Source organism: Candidatus Poribacteria bacterium (assembly GCA_021162805.1).
GTDB lineage: Bacteria > Poribacteria > WGA-4E > B28-G17 > B28-G17 > JAGGXZ01.
The window spans coordinates 1-17,002 of sequence record JAGGXZ010000177.1 but is presented as its reverse complement, the minus strand read 5'-3'; the positions used below and the strand labels follow the sequence as shown (position 1 = coordinate 17,002).

The 17,002-nt window shown below is 53.3% G+C and carries 20 protein-coding genes; all 20 read right to left on the bottom strand.

Going from position 1 to position 17,002, the window contains the following annotated elements; genetic code table 11:
• Positions 1–445: 445 nt before the first annotated feature.
• From J7M22_13680 to J7M22_13585, 20 genes are read right to left on the bottom strand one after another with little or no spacing between them, the layout of a single operon-like run.
• Positions 446–925 (bottom strand): PTS sugar transporter subunit IIA, encoded by a 480-nt coding sequence (locus tag J7M22_13680; GenBank protein ID MCD6507655.1) that lies wholly within the window; start codon positions 923–925, stop codon positions 446–448.
• On the bottom strand, positions 922–1,359 hold the full coding sequence (locus J7M22_13675; GenBank protein MCD6507654.1) for a F0F1 ATP synthase subunit epsilon: 438 nt from the start codon (positions 1,357–1,359) through the stop codon (positions 922–924). Before J7M22_13675 ends, J7M22_13680 begins: the two co-directional genes overlap by 4 nt.
• Before the next feature lies 1 nt (position 1,360).
• Positions 1,361–2,764 carry a F0F1 ATP synthase subunit beta gene (gene atpD, locus J7M22_13670; GenBank protein ID MCD6507653.1) on the bottom strand — a complete coding sequence of 468 codons (1,404 nt, stop codon included), beginning with the start codon at positions 2,762–2,764 and terminating at the stop codon, positions 1,361–1,363.
• 19 nt (positions 2,765–2,783) lie between these two features.
• Positions 2,784–3,650, bottom strand: coding sequence for an ATP synthase F1 subunit gamma (atpG, locus tag J7M22_13665; GenBank protein MCD6507652.1), 867 nt, complete (start codon positions 3,648–3,650; stop codon positions 2,784–2,786).
• Positions 3,651–3,668: 18 nt separating this feature from the next.
• Positions 3,669–5,189, bottom strand: coding sequence for a F0F1 ATP synthase subunit alpha (locus J7M22_13660; protein ID MCD6507651.1), 1,521 nt, complete (start codon positions 5,187–5,189; stop codon positions 3,669–3,671).
• 4 nt (positions 5,190–5,193) lie between these two features.
• On the bottom strand, positions 5,194–5,724 hold the full coding sequence (gene atpH / locus J7M22_13655) for an ATP synthase F1 subunit delta (GenBank protein ID MCD6507650.1): 531 nt from the start codon (positions 5,722–5,724) through the stop codon (positions 5,194–5,196).
• Positions 5,721–6,263: a F0F1 ATP synthase subunit B gene (atpF, locus tag J7M22_13650; protein ID MCD6507649.1), complete on the bottom strand. Its 543-nt coding sequence runs from the start codon at positions 6,261–6,263 to the stop codon at positions 5,721–5,723. Before atpF ends, atpH begins: the two co-directional genes overlap by 4 nt.
• 7 nt (positions 6,264–6,270) lie before the next feature.
• Positions 6,271–6,867, bottom strand: coding sequence for an ATP synthase F0 subunit C (atpE, locus tag J7M22_13645; GenBank protein ID MCD6507648.1), 597 nt, complete (start codon positions 6,865–6,867; stop codon positions 6,271–6,273).
• Positions 6,868–6,891: 24 nt separating this feature from the next.
• Positions 6,892–7,656, bottom strand: a complete 765-nt coding sequence (atpB, locus tag J7M22_13640; GenBank protein MCD6507647.1) for a F0F1 ATP synthase subunit A — start codon at positions 7,654–7,656, stop codon at positions 6,892–6,894.
• Positions 7,646–8,017, bottom strand: coding sequence for a hypothetical protein (locus J7M22_13635; protein ID MCD6507646.1), 372 nt, complete (start codon positions 8,015–8,017; stop codon positions 7,646–7,648). The genes atpB and J7M22_13635 overlap by 11 nt, the downstream gene beginning before the upstream one ends.
• Entirely contained in the window at positions 7,992–8,195 is a 204-nt protein-coding gene (locus tag J7M22_13630) for an AtpZ/AtpI family protein (GenBank protein ID MCD6507645.1), read from the bottom strand. The genes J7M22_13635 and J7M22_13630 overlap by 26 nt, the downstream gene beginning before the upstream one ends.
• A 4-nt stretch (positions 8,196–8,199) precedes the next feature.
• Complete coding sequence (locus J7M22_13625) at positions 8,200–8,823, bottom strand: V-type ATP synthase subunit D (GenBank protein MCD6507644.1); 624 nt, start codon at positions 8,821–8,823, stop codon at positions 8,200–8,202.
• The gene (locus J7M22_13620) at positions 8,820–10,244 is read right to left on the bottom strand and encodes a V-type ATP synthase subunit B (GenBank protein MCD6507643.1); all 1,425 of its coding nucleotides are present in this window, start codon (positions 10,242–10,244) and stop codon (positions 8,820–8,822) included. The genes J7M22_13625 and J7M22_13620 overlap by 4 nt, the downstream gene beginning before the upstream one ends.
• A 17-nt stretch (positions 10,245–10,261) precedes the next feature.
• A complete protein-coding gene (locus tag J7M22_13615) occupies positions 10,262–12,016 on the bottom strand; it encodes a V-type ATP synthase subunit A (protein ID MCD6507642.1) in 1,755 nt (584 codons plus the stop codon).
• Positions 12,017–12,020: 4 nt separating this feature from the next.
• Positions 12,021–12,341 carry a V-type ATP synthase subunit F gene (locus tag J7M22_13610; GenBank protein ID MCD6507641.1) on the bottom strand — a complete coding sequence of 107 codons (321 nt, stop codon included), beginning with the start codon at positions 12,339–12,341 and terminating at the stop codon, positions 12,021–12,023.
• Positions 12,334–13,365, bottom strand: a complete 1,032-nt coding sequence (locus tag J7M22_13605) for a V-type ATP synthase subunit C (GenBank protein MCD6507640.1) — start codon at positions 13,363–13,365, stop codon at positions 12,334–12,336. The genes J7M22_13610 and J7M22_13605 overlap by 8 nt, the downstream gene beginning before the upstream one ends.
• Positions 13,366–13,368: 3 nt before the next feature.
• Entirely contained in the window at positions 13,369–13,968 is a 600-nt protein-coding gene (locus tag J7M22_13600) for a V-type ATP synthase subunit E (protein MCD6507639.1), read from the bottom strand.
• Positions 13,969–13,989: 21 nt separating this feature from the next.
• Positions 13,990–14,466 (bottom strand): V-type ATP synthase subunit K, encoded by a 477-nt coding sequence (locus tag J7M22_13595; GenBank protein ID MCD6507638.1) that lies wholly within the window; start codon positions 14,464–14,466, stop codon positions 13,990–13,992.
• 55 nt (positions 14,467–14,521) lie between these two features.
• Positions 14,522–16,492, bottom strand: a complete 1,971-nt coding sequence (locus J7M22_13590; protein ID MCD6507637.1) for a V-type ATP synthase subunit I — start codon at positions 16,490–16,492, stop codon at positions 14,522–14,524.
• On the bottom strand, positions 16,492–16,803 hold the full coding sequence (locus J7M22_13585; GenBank protein MCD6507636.1) for a hypothetical protein: 312 nt from the start codon (positions 16,801–16,803) through the stop codon (positions 16,492–16,494). The genes J7M22_13590 and J7M22_13585 overlap by 1 nt, the downstream gene beginning before the upstream one ends.
• Positions 16,804–17,002 lie beyond the last annotated feature (199 nt).

The window sequence follows — 17,002 nt, the reverse complement described above, 5'->3', positions numbered from 1 at the left end:
GTCGGAAACCCTTATGTGATAAGACTTCCTGGCGCTCTCAATTGTTCGAGTTTTTGAAACTTCGACAAGCCCAGAATTTTCAGGGGTTTTCTCGGACTGAGGACTGAGATTTGTCAGTCAGCCAGGTCTGCCGGGTATCCTACGATACGGGAATGTGCCGGAGCTTTTCAGTTTGATAGCTCCGCGCCCGATGCAACTGCAAGCCGGTGAGTAGGACCCTCTGATCACCCCTGAGGATCGAGATGAGATAGAAGCGACCGTCCGAAGGGCCTATCGGCTATTGGGATGTGAGTCCAATTTCGATTACATACTTCATCCTGAAGGACATCTACTGCTATGGGAAAGGGCTGCTTCTTTCCTAAAGCGACATCTAGGATGAGCGTCTAAAGCATTTCGATACACTATCGAGATCCGCCGATGGCATTGATGAAATTATAAGCGTCCTTCAGAATCTAAGGGCGCCGGATATCTCCTGTTCCTCCTCCTCGATTATCCCCATAACCTCCTCGGGAGAGGAGGCGCTGAGCACTTTATTGCGTATATCCTGTTTGATGAATATTCGTGCCACCTTGCTCAGCACGCTCAGATAATGGGTGTTCATTCCAGACGGAGCGCCTATGAGGAAGATAAGCCTGGCGGGTTTGCCGTCCAGCGATTGGAACTCGATTCCACCTCTGGATATACCAAGGCAGGCGAAAACCTCTTTGACGGAGTCCGAAAGGGCATGTGGGACGGCTACGCCGTCCTCCAGGCCGGTCGATTGCCGGCGCTCCCTGGCCATTATGGCGTTCTTGAAATCCTCCTTATTCGATAGTACCCCGACCTCATCGGCCAGATCGATGAGTTCGTTTATCACTCCGAATTTATCGGCGCTTCGAAGGTTTACCTTTATCGCGCCCGCCTTAAGCGCCTCAGATAAGTTCATTCTCTTTCTCCCTCCTCCGATGTGACCAGTCTTGCCGCGACCCTAAGCCTGTTCTGCGCCCGCTTAAGCGCCTGAAGCGCCCGTTCCATATCCACCTCAGGCCCACCTTCCTTTAGCCTTTCCAGAGCCCGACGTCTGGCCCGTTCTGCCCTCTCCACGTCGATCTCCTCCGCCCACTCGGCGGCATCGGCCAATATAGCCACCTCATCGGGCAGAACCTCCAGAAATCCGCCGCTGACAGCCATGAATCTAACCTGATCGGGTTCCACCCTCACCATGACCTCACCGACATCCAATATCGTCAGGAAAGGAGCGTGATTGGCTAAGATCCCTATGGGAGCGACGATGCCAGGGACCACCAAACTGCATACCTCACCCCTGAAGATAATCCTGGTCGGAGTGACGATCTCAAGTGGAAATCTCCTCTCGAACATCCTATCCCCTTCCGGCCTTTTCGAACGCCTCCTCTATGGTGCCGACCATGTAGAGGGCCTGTTCAGGAAGTGAGTCACATTCGCCGTCGATTATCATTCTGAACCCCTTGATCGTATCCTGAAGCTTGACGTATTTCCCCTGCACATTGGTGAACTGCTCGGCGGTGAAGAAGGGCTGGGTGAGGAACATCTGTATCTTTCTCGCCCGCGAGACGGTGATCTTATCCTCATCCGATAGCTCATCCATACCTAAGATGGCGATTATGTCTTTTAACTCCTCATATCTTTGAAGCAATCTTTGAACCTCGCGGGCTACCTGATAATGTTCCTCGCCGACGATCCCCGGCTCGAGTATTCTTGAGGTAGAAGCGAGTGGATCGACAGCCGGGTACCTTCCCTGTTCGGCGATCTCCCTCTCCAGTCTGGTGACGGCGTCCAGGTGTGCGAAGGTGGCGACAGGGGCCGGATCGGTGTAATCGTCCGCGGGAACATAGACCGCCTGGACGGAGGTGATGGAACCGCGTTTGGTGGAGGCGATCCTCTCCTCGAGCTCTCCCATCTCCGTGGCCAAGGTGGGTTGATAGCCGACTGCCGAGGGCATCCGTCCCAGAAGCGCTGAGACCTCAGAGCCGGCCTGGACGAATCGGAATATGTTGTCTATAAACAGTAGTATATCCCTGCCCTCTTCATCGCGGAAGTACTCCGCCACAGCCAAGGCGGTGAGCGCCACGCGCAATCTCACCCCAGGCGGCTCGTTCATCTGGCCGAAGACCAGCGCCGTTTTATCCAGGACTCCCGACTCCTTCATCGTCAGCCATAGCTCGTTCCCCTCTCTGCTCCTCTCGCCAACGCCCGCGAAGACGGAATATCCACCGTGTTGAATGGCGATGTTATGGATCAGCTCGGTGATGAGGACAGTCTTGCCCACGCCCGCCCCGCCGAACATCCCGATCTTCCCGCCCTTCGGGAAGGGCTGGATCAGATCTATCACCTTTATCCCTGTCTCGAATATCTCGGTCCTTGTTTCAAGCTCCTGATATTCCGGAGCGGGCCGGTGGATGGGATATCTCTTTTCGGCTTGGATCGGCCCGGCGTTATCTATCGGATCGCCTACGACGTTCATAAGCCTTCCCAGCACCTGAGGGCCTACGGGGACGGCGATGGGCCCTCCGGTATCATATGCCACCATTCCCCGCCTTAATCCATCGGTCGAGTCCATCGCTATACATCTGACCCTATCCTCCCCCAGATGCTGTTGCACCTCAAGCACCAACCGGCTTCCATCGGCACGCGGGATCTCAATGGCGTTATATATGGATGGAAGTTCTCCCTCCGCAAACTCAATATCAACGACCGCGCCGATTATCTGTACCACCTTCCCTTTATTGGCGTATTCCTTTTCCATTTCTCCTACCTCCTCACTTTCACTCCTCCAGAGCTTCCGCCGTGCCGACGATCTCCGTTATCTCCCTGGTTATGTTAGCCTGTCTGATTCGATTGCGCTGCAGGGTCAGCTTTTTTATCAGTTCGTCGGCGTTATCGGTGGCATTCTCCATTGCCGTCATCCTGGCCGCTTGTTCTGCCGCGTTTGAGTCGAGCATCGCTTTCCAGATCAAGGTCATCAGGTATTTCGGCAGGATCTCATTGAGTATCTCCCTCTGATCAGGCTCATATTCGTAATCGGAGAACCGAAACTTGGTTTTGGGTTCTTCGGGAATGACGGGCAGGATCTGCTCGACGAGGGTTTCTTGGAGGATCGCCGATTTGAAATCGTTATAGATTATCTCGACTTTATCAATGTGGCCCCACATATAAAGGGCATAGATCTGCCTCGCCACGTCCACGGCATAATCCACATTGAGCCGGCGGAAGATGCTGATGTATTCATCTATGACGCCATAACCTCGATTTCTGAAGTAGTCTGCTCCTCGTTTGCCGACGCAGATCAAACCGACCCCTATCCCCTGTTTCTCGTACTCGTCGATCATGGAGATCGCCTTTCGGATGACATTGAAGTTGAAGCTACCACATAAGCCCCTGTCAGAGGTAACAGGTATGAGGCAAACCATCTGTACCGGGCGGACGGTCATAAGGGGATGGAGCTCGCCGCCCACCCGAGAAGCGAGATGATGGGCGAGTATAGCAAGTCTGTCAGCGTAGGGCTTAGCCGCCTCGATGTTTTCCTGAGCCCGACGGAGCTTAGCTGCCGCCACCATTCTCATGGCATCGGTCACCTGACGGATATTCGATATGCTGTTTATCCTACGCCTTATCGCCCGTAGAGTGGCCATGTTAATTTCCCCGGAGAATCACTGCGCCTTAAACCCCTTCTTGAACTCCTCTATCGCCGTCCTCAGCTCCGATTCCACTTCCTCGTCGAGCTCACCCTTGGAAGCTATTTCGGTGAATATCCTCGGATTTTTCTCCTCGATAAACTGAAGCAGTTCCTTTTCAAATCTCCTGACCGCCTCGACCGGTATATCGTCGAGATATCCTTCTGTCCCGGCAAAGAGCGATACCACCTGCCTTTCGACGGGTATCGGGGTGTATTGCTCCTGCTTTAGGATCTCCTGAAGCCTTTCGCCTCTGATAAGCTGCATCTGGGTGGCCTTGTCCAACTCAGTGCCGAACTGCGCGAAAGCTGCCACCTCGCGGTATCGGGCCAGATCCAACCTCAGGCTTCTTGTGACCTGTCTCATCGCCCTTATCTGCGCCGCTCCGCCGACACGTGAGACCGATATACCGACGTTTATCGCTGGCCTGATGCCAGAATAGAACAGTCCCGGTTCGAGATAGATTTGACCGTCCGTGATGGAAATGACGTTTGTCGGGATATATGTGGAGATATCGCCCTCGTGTGTCTCGACGATCGGGAAGGCCGTCAGCGATCCGCCTCCGAGCTCATCGCTCAACTTAGCGGCTCGCTCCAGAAGCCTGGAGTGCAGATAAAATATATCGCCCGGATAGGCTTCACGTCCGGGAGGTCTCCTCAGAAGCAGCGACATCTGCCTATATGCCCATGCATGCTTCGTCAGATCATCGTAGACCACCAGGGCATGTCTGCCCGTGTCCCGATAATATTCGGCGATGGCCGCGCCGGCAAAGGGAGCCAAATACTGAAGAGGCGAGGGATCGCTGGCGGTCGCCGAGACAACCACGGTGTAATCCATAGCGCCGTATTTCTGCAATGTTTCAACTATCCGCGCCACCGTGGAGCCCTTCTGACCTATGGCGACGTAGATGCAGTAGACGTCCTTGCCCCGCTGATTGATGATCGTATCGACCGCTATGGCCGTTTTACCCGTCTGTCTGTCTCCGATTATCAACTCCCTCTGCCCTTTGCCTATTGGGATCATGGAATCTATGGCCTTAATTCCCGTGTATAACGGCTCGTTGACCGGCTGTCGCTGGACGACCCCCGGGGCCTTACGCTCAACGGGAAGGGTCTTTTGAGCCTTTATCCCACCCTTGCCGTCCAAGGGTTGACCTAAGGGATTTATAACTCTGCCCAGAAGCTCATCCCCTACAGGTACTTCAACTTCTCTTCCGGTGCGCTTGGCGATATCCCCCTCTTTGACGAGCCTCTCCTCGCCCAAAAGCACACAACCGACGTTATCCTCCTCAAGGTTCAGGGCAACTCCATAGACCTCATTCGGGAACTCGACCAGCTCGCCCGACATCACGTTTTCAAGCCCATGCACCCTGGCTATACCGTCGCCGACTTGAAGGACGACGCCTGAATCGTAGACATCAATGCTTCGTGCGAATCGAAGGATCTCCTCCTTCAACACATCGGATACCTCATCCGGACTGATCCTAACGTTGAACATGGCCTCACCTTACACGTTTGATCAGATTTTCCCTCAATTTCTGAAACGCCGTATCTATGGTTGCGTCTATCGTTCTATCCCCTATTTTTATCAGTATTCCGCCCTTGATCGATGGATCGACGCTTGTTTCAAGTCTTACCTTTCTACCTGTTAAGCTGGCGATCTTATCCTCCAACCTCTCCATCTGCTCCTGAGTCATCGGCACGGCCGTTACGGCTTTCACCACAAGTGTTCCTTCGAATCTGTCCAGCTCATCCTGAAAGGCGTTCAATATCTCAGGCAGGAGCTTCTCCCGCCGTCGCTCGACAAGGGTATCGAGAAAGTTCAAGGTGACGGCATGAAGCTTGCCCTCAAACATCTCCCTGATTATCCGGCTTTTCTCCTTTGGAGGTATCAAGGGGTTAGAGAGAAGCTGTTTGAACTCTTCCGAACCGCGCATGATCTCTCTCAGCGTATCCGCATCCGTCCTGACGTAATCCACGGCGGATTTAACCAGAGCTCTGGCGTATCTACGGGCTACTTCGGCTCTGGTCATTTGTTCTCACCCGGTCCTATCTCTGCGATTCCCAACAGAGAGGGGGTTAGCTGATCTATAAGCCTATCTATGAGGGATCGATGTTTTTCCTCGTCCAGATCCATCTCAACGATCTTTTCGGCTATGGCGATCGCCATCTCCGAGACGGTGGCTCTCAGCTCGGCCACAGCTCTTCTCTTTTCCCTCTCGATCTCATCCTGCATCCTTGCCAACTCCGCCGCTGCTTCCTCCCTAGCCTTGGCGAGGATCCTTTCCCTCTCGGCATTCGCCTCCTCCAGCACCTCTCTCAGCCTTGCCTGAGACTCCCGATCTATCTCCTGGAGCTTCCGCTTGACCTCCTCCTGCAGCTTTTCGACCTCCTCCTGTCTCTCCTGTGCGGCTCTGAACTGGGATTCTATCCTCTCCCTGCGCTCATCTATCAGGTGGATAACCCTGTTGAAGGCGAACCTCCACAGTATCAGGATCATTATCAGGAATCCGATCCCCTGGATGATTATCCCCTTGAGGTTAATCCCAAGCTGATGTAATAACCCTTCCATTTCATAATCACCAGCCTGATGATACCCGCACCGGGGTGACAGGCAGAATTAGATCGTCATAGACCCCGTTTTCCGCTGTTGCTCTCACGGTTACCTCACCTCTCTCACCCGGGGAAACCGTAAGGAAAGCGGTATACGTTCCGTCACCGTTATCGATGAGATCCTTAATCTTCCCATCCCCAGCGGTTATGGAGAGCTTCTGTCCTTTGAGGGGAATTCCATCCTTGTTCCAGACGGAAATCGTCAACTTAGATGTAAGCTCTCCCTTAGCTGAGGGTGCAAACGGTGATGCTTTGATCGAGACCTTCGCGGGACCCTTAGTCGTTTCCATCTTGGCGATCTCCTTAACGGCCTCCAGCATCTTATCCGAGTTGGGCAACTTAGCCTGCAGGATAAAGAAGGTCAGCAGGACGTAGATGACTAGCGACTCGATCAACGCAAGGCCGATGATCATAGTGAGCTGTATCCTCGGAGCCGCCTCCGGTTGCCTGGATATACCCTCAAGGGCGCTTTTCGTTGCAATGCCCTGACCTATAGCGGCTCCGGCCGCTGCTAGCGGTAATCCCAATCCGACCGCCAGAGCTAAAAGGGCAAAGTAAATCATCTTTTCCTCCCATTCAAATAAATTTTAATGCTCCTCCTCGCCTATAAACAGGGCGATGTAGATGGAGGTTAATACCGAAAAGACCAGAGCCTGCAGAAAGGCGGTTAAAAGTCCAAACAACATCATAGGTAGCTGGTATGGTATATACGGTATCTCCACCTTGCCCAGGATAAAATAGGGCGACATGCCGGCCAGAACGGCTATTATCGTATCCTCCCCGAAGATATTGCCAAAGAGACGAATCGAAAGGGATAATACCTTGGCAAGTTCACCTATCACATGCAGCGGGAACATCAGCGGCGAAAGCCACAACGGCTCCCCCAGAAAATGCTTGATGTACCTCCAAATCCCTATCTCCTTTATCGCTATTATCTGAACCCCTATCACGGCTATCAACGCCAAAGCAACGGTCGTGTTAAGATTGCTGGTCGGAGAGATGAAACCGGGGAACAACCCTATCAGGTTCATAAGCAAAATCGAGACGAAGAAGCTGACGACAAACGGGGTGTATTTACCGCCGATCGGGCCGAGGATATCTCTGAAGAAGTTGAACAGCCCCCCGATAAGCGCCTCAAACGCCACCTGGAATCTGCCAGTCGGTCGAAGCTTCATCCTCCAGGAGGATATAAGGACAAGGGATATCAGGATGATGAGGGAGAGGTAAGTGTTAAGGGTGAGATCAATCAGATTCAGCGTCTCCGGAGATGCTACCCTGGGATCGGGAAGCCATCCTTTCGGGAGGAGCTTGTAGGCGATGTATATCAGGATAGATCTGCTTTCATGTCCCATTCCGTATCACCAGCGCCCTCACTATCACCACTACATGTGCCAGCAAAAGGCCGAAGATAAGGGCGATAGGATTCAACCAACCCGAACGAACCAGAAAATAGAACAAGGCGGATATGGGTATATACTTTGCACCCATCAAAGCCCATATCACTCCATAACGGCATCCTTTGGAGAAAAATCGATCAACCGTTTCCTCGATGCTTTTCAGGACACCTATGCTCAGAAGACCGCCCACATCGAAGCTTTCACACACGCTCTTGGAAAGCTCCAGCAAAGGAAGAGATATCAAAACCAGAACGATGAAGGAGGCTATATATGTCTCCTTGAGAAATCTCTTACTCCTCCGATCTAAATGTCCCATATAACCCAGCGAAACCCACAAATATACCTAACATCGCCCCGAGCAAGGTCAGCCACGGATGAGTGCCAAACCGTCTATCCAGATATATCCCACCGAAGGCGCCACCCAGTATCGGCAGGAGCAAACCGAAGGCGATCCTCGCCAGCAGGTTTGCCCCCTTCTCGAACAAAAACCTCACCACCTCATTTGCCTTGAGCGATCATCTCTTTGATCTTCATCAATCTGGTCGTGTTTGACCTCTCCATCTCATCAAGCCGCATTCTGATATAAGCTATCGTATCCCGCAGATTCGGGATGAGCACGTACTCCAGGGCGTTAACCCGTCTGCGCGTCTTTTCGATCTCCTCGGCCAGGAGCTGCAACGCCCTTTCCATCTCTGCAAGCCTGATCATCTCGGGAAGCACCTCGGAATACAACTGCAATGCCGAATCCAGCTCGCCCGACGTGCTCAGGAATCCGTAAGCGTAAACATCTCCCTCAGAAGAGAGGGAAAACTTCGGCACCCTGAGGTTCATCACCTGTTCGGCCGAGACATCGATGGAGAGCTTCTGCTTTGGGAACATTATCGCCGCCTCCAGACTTGCCCTATCCATAACCGCCCGCGCCATCAGGAAAGCCGAATGGGCTTTGAGAAGCTTCGCCTCCACCTGTCTGCGAAGATCTCTGTTTTGAGCGATCAGATCCAGAAAATGCCTCATCAGCTCATCCTGTTTATCCTTGAGAAGCTTATGCCCCCTTTGAGCGATCTCCAGCCGTCTGCGGAGCTTAAGAAGCTCCATTCTGGTGGCGTTGACCTTCAGTATCATCTTGCTGCCACGGCCTCCTCAACCTTCTCCTCGGTTTCCCTCCTCTTTAGGAACTTGGGCAGGAACTCCTCCAGGTACTCCGGACGAATTCGCTTGAGCTCCGACCTCGGTATCATCGACAGCAATTCCCAGCCCAGATCCAGCGTCTGTTCTATGGATCTATCCTCATAAGGACCCTGATTGATGTATCTCTGCTCGAACTCATCGGCGAACATGTAATATAACCTGTCCATATCGCTGAGGGCTGCTTCGCCCAGGATCGCCTCCAGCTCCCTGGCCTGTAGGCCGCGATAGTAACACTGCAGCAGTTGATTGAACAGATCCGAGTGATCCTTCCTGGTTTTGCCCTCACCTATCCCTTTATCCTTGAGCCTCGAGAGGGATCTGGGCACATCGACGGGAGGATAGATGTGCTTCCTATGAAGCTCACGACTCAGAACGATTTGCCCCTCTGTGATATATCCCGTCAGATCGGGGATGGGATGGGTGATGTCGTCTTCCGGCATGGTGAGGATCGGGAACTGGGTGATGGAACCCTTTTTCCCTTTGATTCTACCTGCTCGTTCATAGATGGTTGACAGATCCGTATACATATATCCCGGATATCCTCGTCTTCCAGGGACCTCCTTTCTAGCAGCGGATATCTCCCGCAACGCCTCCGCGTAGCTGGTCATATCTGTCAGGATCACCAAGACGTGCATGTCCTTCTCGAAGGCGAGGTATTCAGCGGCGGTCAGGGCCAAACGCGGGGTGGCGATCCGCTCGATAGCGGGGTCATCGGCTAAGTTTATGAAGAGCACAGCGCGATCTATAGCTCCTGTTCTGCGAAAATCGCTGATGAAGAAATCAGCCTCCTCGAAGGTGATGCCCATGGCGGCGAACACGACGGCAAATTTCTCCTCCGCGCCTAAGACCTTTGCTTGTCTGGCGATCTGGGCAGCCATCTGGGCGTGCGGCAGACCCGATCCGGAGAATATCGGCAGCTTTTGACCTCGAACCAACGTGTTCAGTCCATCTATACAGGAGATCCCCGTCTGGATAAACTCCGAGGGGTAATCCCTGGCATAAGGATTGATCGGGTTGCCGTTGATGTCCAGCTTCTTTTCGGGGATTATCTCCGGACCGCCGTCTATCGGACGGCCCTGTCCGTCGAAGATCCTGCCCAGCATATCCAGAGAGACGGGCAGCTCCACCCCTCTTCCCAGGAAGCGCACCTTGCTTTGAAATATGTTCACGCCACGTGCGCCCTCGAAGAGCTGAACGAGGGCTCTATCGCCATCGACCTCCAATACCCTGCCATGCCGTATCTCCCCTGTTTGAAGCTCTATCTCCACAAGCTCATCGTATTTAACTCCTGCGACCTGCTCCACAAGCATAAGAGGACCGGCAACCTCGGTGACGGTGTGATACTCCTTGATCATCGCTTACCACCTCCTCCCTATGGGCTCAGGGCGTCCATCTGCTCGATCAGGCGGCGCTTTATATCATCTATCCTTTCCATCTGCTCCTCAGGCAGGAATTTACAGCGGGCGATCTCCTCGCGGATCTCAAGGTTGACGATCTTATCTATAGGGACACCCCTTTTGAGACATTCCTGTCCTTTGCGATAATAGGTAAGCACCAGATCGAGCATTTTGTACTGTTTCTCGAGAGAGGTATAGGTATCCACATCGTGGAAGGCATTTTGATGTAGGAAATCCTCTCTGACCGATCTGGCCCCCTCCATGATCAGACGGTTCTCCGGAGATATGGATTCCAACCCGACAAGCCTGACGATCTCCATAAGCTCGGCCTCTCTCTCCAACAGCCACATGGTCAGATTACGCATTTCGATCCACTCCTCGCCGATCTCCTGTTTGTAATACCCTTCCAGGTTATCCAGATAGAGCGAGTAACTTCTGAGCCAGTTGATGGCGGGGAAGTGGCGCTGGTATGCCAGCTCCGCATCTAAGCTCCAGAAGACCTTCACCACCCTTAACGTCGCCTGGACGACCGGATCGGAGAGGTCCCCACCGGGCGGTGAGACGGCCCCGATGATACTCAGTGCACCCTCGCGATTATCACCTCCCAGACATTGAACCCTTCCCGATCGCTCGTAGAACTCCGCTATACGAGTGCCCAGATAGGCCGGATATCCCTCTTCGCCCGGCATCTCCTCCAGACGACCGGATATCTCTCTCATCGCCTCAGCCCATCTGGAGGTCGAATCGGCCATCAAAGCGACGCTATATCCCATGTCACGGAAGTATTCACCGATGGTAACCCCTGTGTAGACGGAGGCCTCACGGGCAGCGACCGGCATATTAGAGGTATTGGCGATGAGAACCGTCCTTCTCATCAGCGGCTCGCCGCTTTTGGGATCGGTCAACTCGGGAAACTCCATAAGCACGTCCGTCATCTCATTGCCCCGTTCGCCGCAGCCGACGTAGATGATAATCTGAGCATCGGCCCATTTGGCCAGCTGATGGAGAAAGACGGTTTTACCCGAGCCGAACGGTCCGGGGATAGCTGCCGTGCCGCCTTTTGCGACAGGGAAGAGGGTATCGGTGATCCTCTGACCGGTCACAAGCGGTACGGAAGGGGAGAGCTTCTGCTTGACCGGACGAGGTTGGCGGACAGGCCATCTCTGCATCATCCTTATCTCCTCAAGCTCACCCGAATCGGTCTTCACGACAGCCACCGTCTCCTCCACGGTAAATTCCCCTTCTTCGATCCGATCGATCACGCCGCTTACCCCCGGCGGGATCATGATCCTGTGCACGACGAGTGTGCTCTCCTGCACCTCGCCGATCACATCTCCCTCAGCGACCCTATCGCCCCTTTTGACCGTCGGCGTAAAACCCCATTTTCTCTCTCTGTTCAGCCCCGGCACATCCACCCCTCTGGTTATGTAATCCCCCACCATATCACGTATGGTGTCGAGAGGGCGCTGGACGCCGTCGTATATCGATTCTATCAGCCCGGGACCCAGCTCGACGCTGAGAGGCTCTCCTGTCAGGAAGACAGGTTCACCGGGGCCGATCCCACTTGTTTCCTCGTAGACCTGAATCCAAGCCCTATCGCCTCTGATTTCGATGATCTCGCCGATGAGCCTCTTCTCACTGACCCTGACCACATCGAACATCCTGGCCTGATCCAGACCTTCGGCGACTATAAGCGGTCCTGAGACCTTAATTATCCTTCCTTCTCGCATCTTATCATTCCTCTTCCCCTAAGATATCAGCCCCTGCGGCTCTTATGATCAAATCCCTTAACCTTCTCATTCCCAAGCCGAGGGAACCCCTGTTGCTTGGGATAGGTGTGATGACGGGATAAGGCCTGGAACCCAACAGCATCTCCACTTCGGATCGATCGGGCATAACCTGTTCAGTTATGAAAACGATCCTGTATTGTTGCTGGACGGCTTCACTTATTGCCCGCATGGCCTGCTGGACGGTTTCGACCGGATAGATAGCAACGCCCAGTGCTTTAAATCCCATTATGGAATCCCTGTCGCCGATCATCGCTATCTCAGACATAGGGCTCCCTCAACCTTTCGCTTATCAGATCCATGGAAAGCTGATTTATCTTGCCGATCATGATTATCCGTATCAGCTTCACCTCGTGTTCCTTGGCGATCAGGTATGCGATCAGCGGTTCAATCCCGAAAGCCACATATTTAGCCGGTCTGATGTAGTCTATGAGGTATTCATCCATCAGCTTTTCAAAGGTCGTGAGCGATCCCGTCTCCACCAGTTCCTGCACTCCTAGCCCGATCACGTCGGAATAGGGCATCCCTTTTAGAAGGGATGGTATCTCGGCGATGTTCTCATCAAGCATTCGGAAGTATCCGGATTTAGGTATCAGTCCGCCTTCGACCAACACCTTCTCAAGCAATCTGGCGCTGCCTTCCAGGAATTTGAGTCTGACCAGGTTTCGAATATTCAAAAGGTCTATCGCCGCCCTGAAGTATCCGGCCAGGAATCCGTTGGGATATTCCTCAGCCCTTTTCAGCATATCCTCGAACGCCCGTCTTTCAACTGTCACGTCTATCATCTGCGGATCATGGGATTCCTCGTATTCGGTCTGGGCCTCAGAGAGGGTCTCCCTTAGATAATCTGGGAGCAGATCTACCCGACCCTCTTCGCCCATGGCGGCCTTTATCAGATCGAGCTCGATCAGTCCGAGCGGCACCAGAGCAACATCCTCTGCCTCCAACCCCATGTAAAACGCCTTCAGCAGTACTTTGAGGTTGTGGTAGTCCCATCTCACCCTGAATATATCGGTCAATCCCTTATTCTGCGACAGCTTATCTATCATCCGATAGGTTCTCTCCAACTCGGCGTTGAGGGCTTCCTCGAACTGGAGAGGTGAACTGAGGGTTGAGAGGAACTCCTCGTATGGTGAGTCCATCAACACCGATAAGGCCTCCTGAGCGGAAGGAGCCTCCATCATCCTCTGCAGCTCCGCCCTTGAAAGGAGTCTGGTCTCCAGCACCCTTATCTTTCCGACGGCGAAAGCGTATCTGGTATCCTCGCTGAACAGTTCTGGCAGATAACGCATCCCTCACTCACCGAAAAGGATCTGGCTGAGTTCGGATCTCATTTCATCTTTAGCCGCCTGGAGCAGGGCGTCAAAGCTGTTATTGAGTTCGATCTTGCCCCGGCGGAGGATGAAACCGCCGGAGAAATCGCCCGTCTCCTCGGCTATGGTGAGCTTGCCGGGCTTCCCTTCCGACTCGAGCTCCTTATTCAAGGTCTGTATAAACCCCTGACTGATTCGGGATTTATCCCTTTCACAGAGGATGATCTCCTCGTCTCCGTGCTCGACAACTTGTTTCAACATCTCCCGGATCAGCTCTCTATACTCCTCATCTTCCATCCTGAGCAGCCTCTCTAAGGCTATCTGAAAGACCTGATCTATCAGATTCTGTTTCTCCTGGAGGATCTCCTTGCGCATATCAAGTTGTGCCATCGAGATGAGCCGCGACTTATGGGTTTGAGCTTCACGACGAGCTTCCTCCAGGAGGTTTTCCCTGATCCGTTCTGCCTCTTGTTCGGCGCTATGGAGGATCTCCTCGGCCCTCGCCCTTGCCTCGGAGAGGATTTTATCGGCCTCTCTTCTAGCATCCTCTTCGATTTTCCTCAGAATGTCTTCAAGCGCCATAATCAGCCTATCCCGTCGAAATCATGGGTTGATGCTGTTGAGGAGGAAGATCGTGATGATCAGGCCCAGCACGGCATAGAACTCGACGAAGACGCCGAATACCAGAGCCTTACCGGATTGATCCGGCTGTTTTGCCGTCAGATCAACGCCCGCCGTGCAGACCCTTCCCTGTTGAATGGCCGAGACCAACCCTGCAAACGCTATGGGAAAGCAGGCGAACATTATCTGCAATCCCTGGGCTGTGGTCATTCCCGATGTGAAAGCGCCGAGCTTTGAAACGACCAGGAATGCCGCCACAAAACCGTATATCCCCTGAGTGCCGGGCAGTGCGACCAGAACGAGGTATTTCCCGAAGTTCCTCGGATCCTCGCTCATCACGCCCGCGCTGGCCGTGGCGGTGTAACGGATACCGAGCGCGGAGCCTATCCCCGAAAGGATAACGGCGGCCGCCGCTCCTATCATCGCATACATCATCCCCGAGGTGAACAGTTGACCCATTACCTCGCCGAAAGTGGTTGCCGTTGGCACTTTTAACCTCCGTAATAGTTTAAGATTATCTGAGATTCTCCAGATCCATCACGACGACATATCTGTTCTCTCTGGCAAAAGGCCTGAAGGGCTCTCCTCCGCCCTCGAAGAATTTCGTGAAATACTCCACAAACTGAAGCCTTGCAGTGTGGATAAAGCCGCCCAAGGCGTTTATCACGATGTTGAAGAGGTGCCCACCGATCAAAACGCCGATCATCAGAACCGGCCCGAGCCCCGGAACGCCGGAGATCATCTTGGCTATGGTGTTGACGACATGTGCGATTATCCCGGTGGCTAACCCCAAGGCGAAGAGACGCGAATAAGAAAGCACATCGCCGAAGACCCCTGATATCCCATACCAGTTGAAAAAGCCGTTTCCAATCTTACCCACTATGCTCTTGCTCTCAGTGTCCGAGAGGGCTATAATCCAGACGCTGCAGATCACAAATAGTGTCAGACCTATCTTGCGTAAATTGCCCGGCAGCAACATCACCGCCGCCGGTATCATAACTACCCAGGGCAGATCGGATCTGAAAGCATCTTTAAACTTTCGATCTCGCAGGGAAAGCAGAAATTTTATCAGGAAGCCAACCCACACCTGAACCACACCGATACCCCACGATATGTAGAGGAATTTCTTCTGGCCTTCAGGCGTTGACGGATCGACAACCATCAGCTTTGAGAACGGCTCCGGCATCTTAAATCCAAAGAATCCACCCGTCAATATTCCCGCCACAACCGTCATCACGCCCGACAGGAGCAATATCCCCATCAATTGTCTGGCGCCTCTGCCCTTGGCAAAGAGCTTTAACGCCAGGACGGATAGGAGTATCAACGTCAGTCCATATCCCGCGTCGGTCAGACATATTCCGAAGAAGAAGGCGAAAAACGGAGCGAAGAGCGGCGTCGGATCGATCTCCCTGTATCTCGGCATGCCATACAGGTTCGTCACCATCTGGAACGGCTCCACCAACCTGTTATTCTCGATGGCGACGGGCGGCTCCTCATCCGGTGCGGGATCAAAGGCGTAGATATCGATCTCCTTGAATCTACCGATCAGATCCTCGCGAAAATCCTCCAGATCCTTCTCCCTAACCCATCCCTCCACCATGAAGACGTGCCGCGTTTCCAGGAACGATTCCTGAACCTGAAGCTTTTGGAGGTTTTGGCTGAGATGGTCATAGAGAGCCATCAGCTCGGACCTATGTCTCGAAAGCCCTTTCGCCTCAGAGGCGATCTCCTCCTCCCTCTCCCTTATGCGTTTCTCTTCCTCATTCAGCTCCGACAGAATCTCCGACACCATTCCTGAATCCCTGGGAAAAGAGGCCGGGGTAAACCCATATTTGGCCAGGATCGGGTTTACGATCGGCTCCTCCTCTTTGAGGAAGGTGAGGACGAAATAAGCCTCCGTACCGGTGAGGTTGACAGTTTCGAGGTGATGATACGGAGTCGCCCCCTCCAGCTCTGAGATCATCTCCTGATATGCCGCTGATGGTATCGATCCGACCCTGACGGCCACCTTCTCGGTATCGCGCAGGGACTCTATCGGGACATCGAGGTTCCACCATATCTGCAGATTGGAACGATCGGCGTTGATCCTGGAAAGCTGGCCCTCCAGCCTGTTCACCTCGCCGGAGAGTTCATAACATCTGTCGGCTATCTCCCGCCACCTCGGCAGACTCTCGGGAGAGATGATCTCGGCGTATTGGGCGGGGGAGAAGACCAGCTTGCCTCCGGAAAAGGAGAACAGACCTCCCTTTTTCTCCTCAAACTGCCCCAGGTAATCTATGGCGAACTGAATCCTGGAGAGCGTTTCAGTGAGTTCCCTGATCTGTTGAGATCTTTCGGGGTCAGGTTTTATCTCCTCCGCCTCTTCGGTCTCCTCGCGGAGGTTCATGATGTGGATGACGCCCTTTTCATGAAGATAACCGACGATCTCATCCCTTAGGGAATTGTGGGCGATGATCTGAACCTTGCTCATCCGACAGACAGCCATCAGCCGCGAATCCTCCTGATGATCAGTGAGACTGCCTCTTCCATGCCAGCACTGGCTTTCTCCCTAAGATCGCTCTTGTGCGCCTCGTTTTTCTCTCTGAGAACGGCTATCTCCCTCTTGGCCTCCTCCTCAGCCTGTCGTAGGAGCTTTTCCCTTTCGGCCCTGACTTCCGCAACCGAGCTTTCCAGTATCTTTCGGGATTGTGCTTCGGCCTCTCGGATGATCTTATCTGCTTCCTCCCTAGCTGCCTGTATCATCTGGTCGGCCTGTATCTCGGCCGATCGGATCCTCTCTATCGTTGAGCCCAGCAACGTCGCACCTCAAATAAAGCGAATCGGATATATTTTCGCATATTTCAGGTATCCTGTCAAGTTACCCTTCGTCCTTCGGGTGTATGAAAATTTTGTAGGTAAGAGGGAGTAGACAAAGAGGCTAGATGAATATAAAATAACCTCCAAACTCAAAAGAGCCTGGAGGTGAAAAGATGAATAAAGATTTTGTATCACTTAT

Bases quoted from the DNA above. Each gene is read 5' to 3' on its own strand.
- J7M22_13680 (MCD6507655.1), bottom strand. From the start codon at position 925: ATGAACTTATCTGAGGCGCTTAAGGCGGGCGCGATAAAGGTAAACCTT.
- J7M22_13675 (MCD6507654.1), bottom strand. From the start codon at position 1,359: ATGTTCGAGAGGAGATTTCCACTTGAGATCGTCACTCCGACCAGGATT.
- atpD (MCD6507653.1), bottom strand. From the start codon at position 2,764: ATGGAAAAGGAATACGCCAATAAAGGGAAGGTGGTACAGATAATCGGC.
- atpG (MCD6507652.1), bottom strand. From the start codon at position 3,650: ATGGCCACTCTACGGGCGATAAGGCGTAGGATAAACAGCATATCGAAT.
- J7M22_13660 (MCD6507651.1), bottom strand. From the start codon at position 5,189: ATGTTCAACGTTAGGATCAGTCCGGATGAGGTATCCGATGTGTTGAAG.
- atpH (MCD6507650.1), bottom strand. From the start codon at position 5,724: ATGACCAGAGCCGAAGTAGCCCGTAGATACGCCAGAGCTCTGGTTAAA.
- atpF (MCD6507649.1), bottom strand. From the start codon at position 6,263: ATGGAAGGGTTATTACATCAGCTTGGGATTAACCTCAAGGGGATAATC.
- atpE (MCD6507648.1), bottom strand. From the start codon at position 6,867: ATGATTTACTTTGCCCTTTTAGCTCTGGCGGTCGGATTGGGATTACCG.
- atpB (MCD6507647.1), bottom strand. From the start codon at position 7,656: ATGGGACATGAAAGCAGATCTATCCTGATATACATCGCCTACAAGCTC.
- J7M22_13635 (MCD6507646.1), bottom strand. From the start codon at position 8,017: ATGGGACATTTAGATCGGAGGAGTAAGAGATTTCTCAAGGAGACATAT.
- J7M22_13625 (MCD6507644.1), bottom strand. From the start codon at position 8,823: ATGATACTGAAGGTCAACGCCACCAGAATGGAGCTTCTTAAGCTCCGC.
- J7M22_13620 (MCD6507643.1), bottom strand. From the start codon at position 10,244: ATGATCAAGGAGTATCACACCGTCACCGAGGTTGCCGGTCCTCTTATG.
- J7M22_13615 (MCD6507642.1), bottom strand. From the start codon at position 12,016: ATGCGAGAAGGAAGGATAATTAAGGTCTCAGGACCGCTTATAGTCGCC.
- J7M22_13610 (MCD6507641.1), bottom strand. From the start codon at position 12,341: ATGTCTGAGATAGCGATGATCGGCGACAGGGATTCCATAATGGGATTT.
- J7M22_13605 (MCD6507640.1), bottom strand. From the start codon at position 13,365: ATGCGTTATCTGCCAGAACTGTTCAGCGAGGATACCAGATACGCTTTC.
- J7M22_13600 (MCD6507639.1), bottom strand. From the start codon at position 13,968: ATGGCGCTTGAAGACATTCTGAGGAAAATCGAAGAGGATGCTAGAAGA.
- J7M22_13595 (MCD6507638.1), bottom strand. From the start codon at position 14,466: ATGGGTCAACTGTTCACCTCGGGGATGATGTATGCGATGATAGGAGCG.
- J7M22_13590 (MCD6507637.1), bottom strand. From the start codon at position 16,492: ATGGCTGTCTGTCGGATGAGCAAGGTTCAGATCATCGCCCACAATTCC.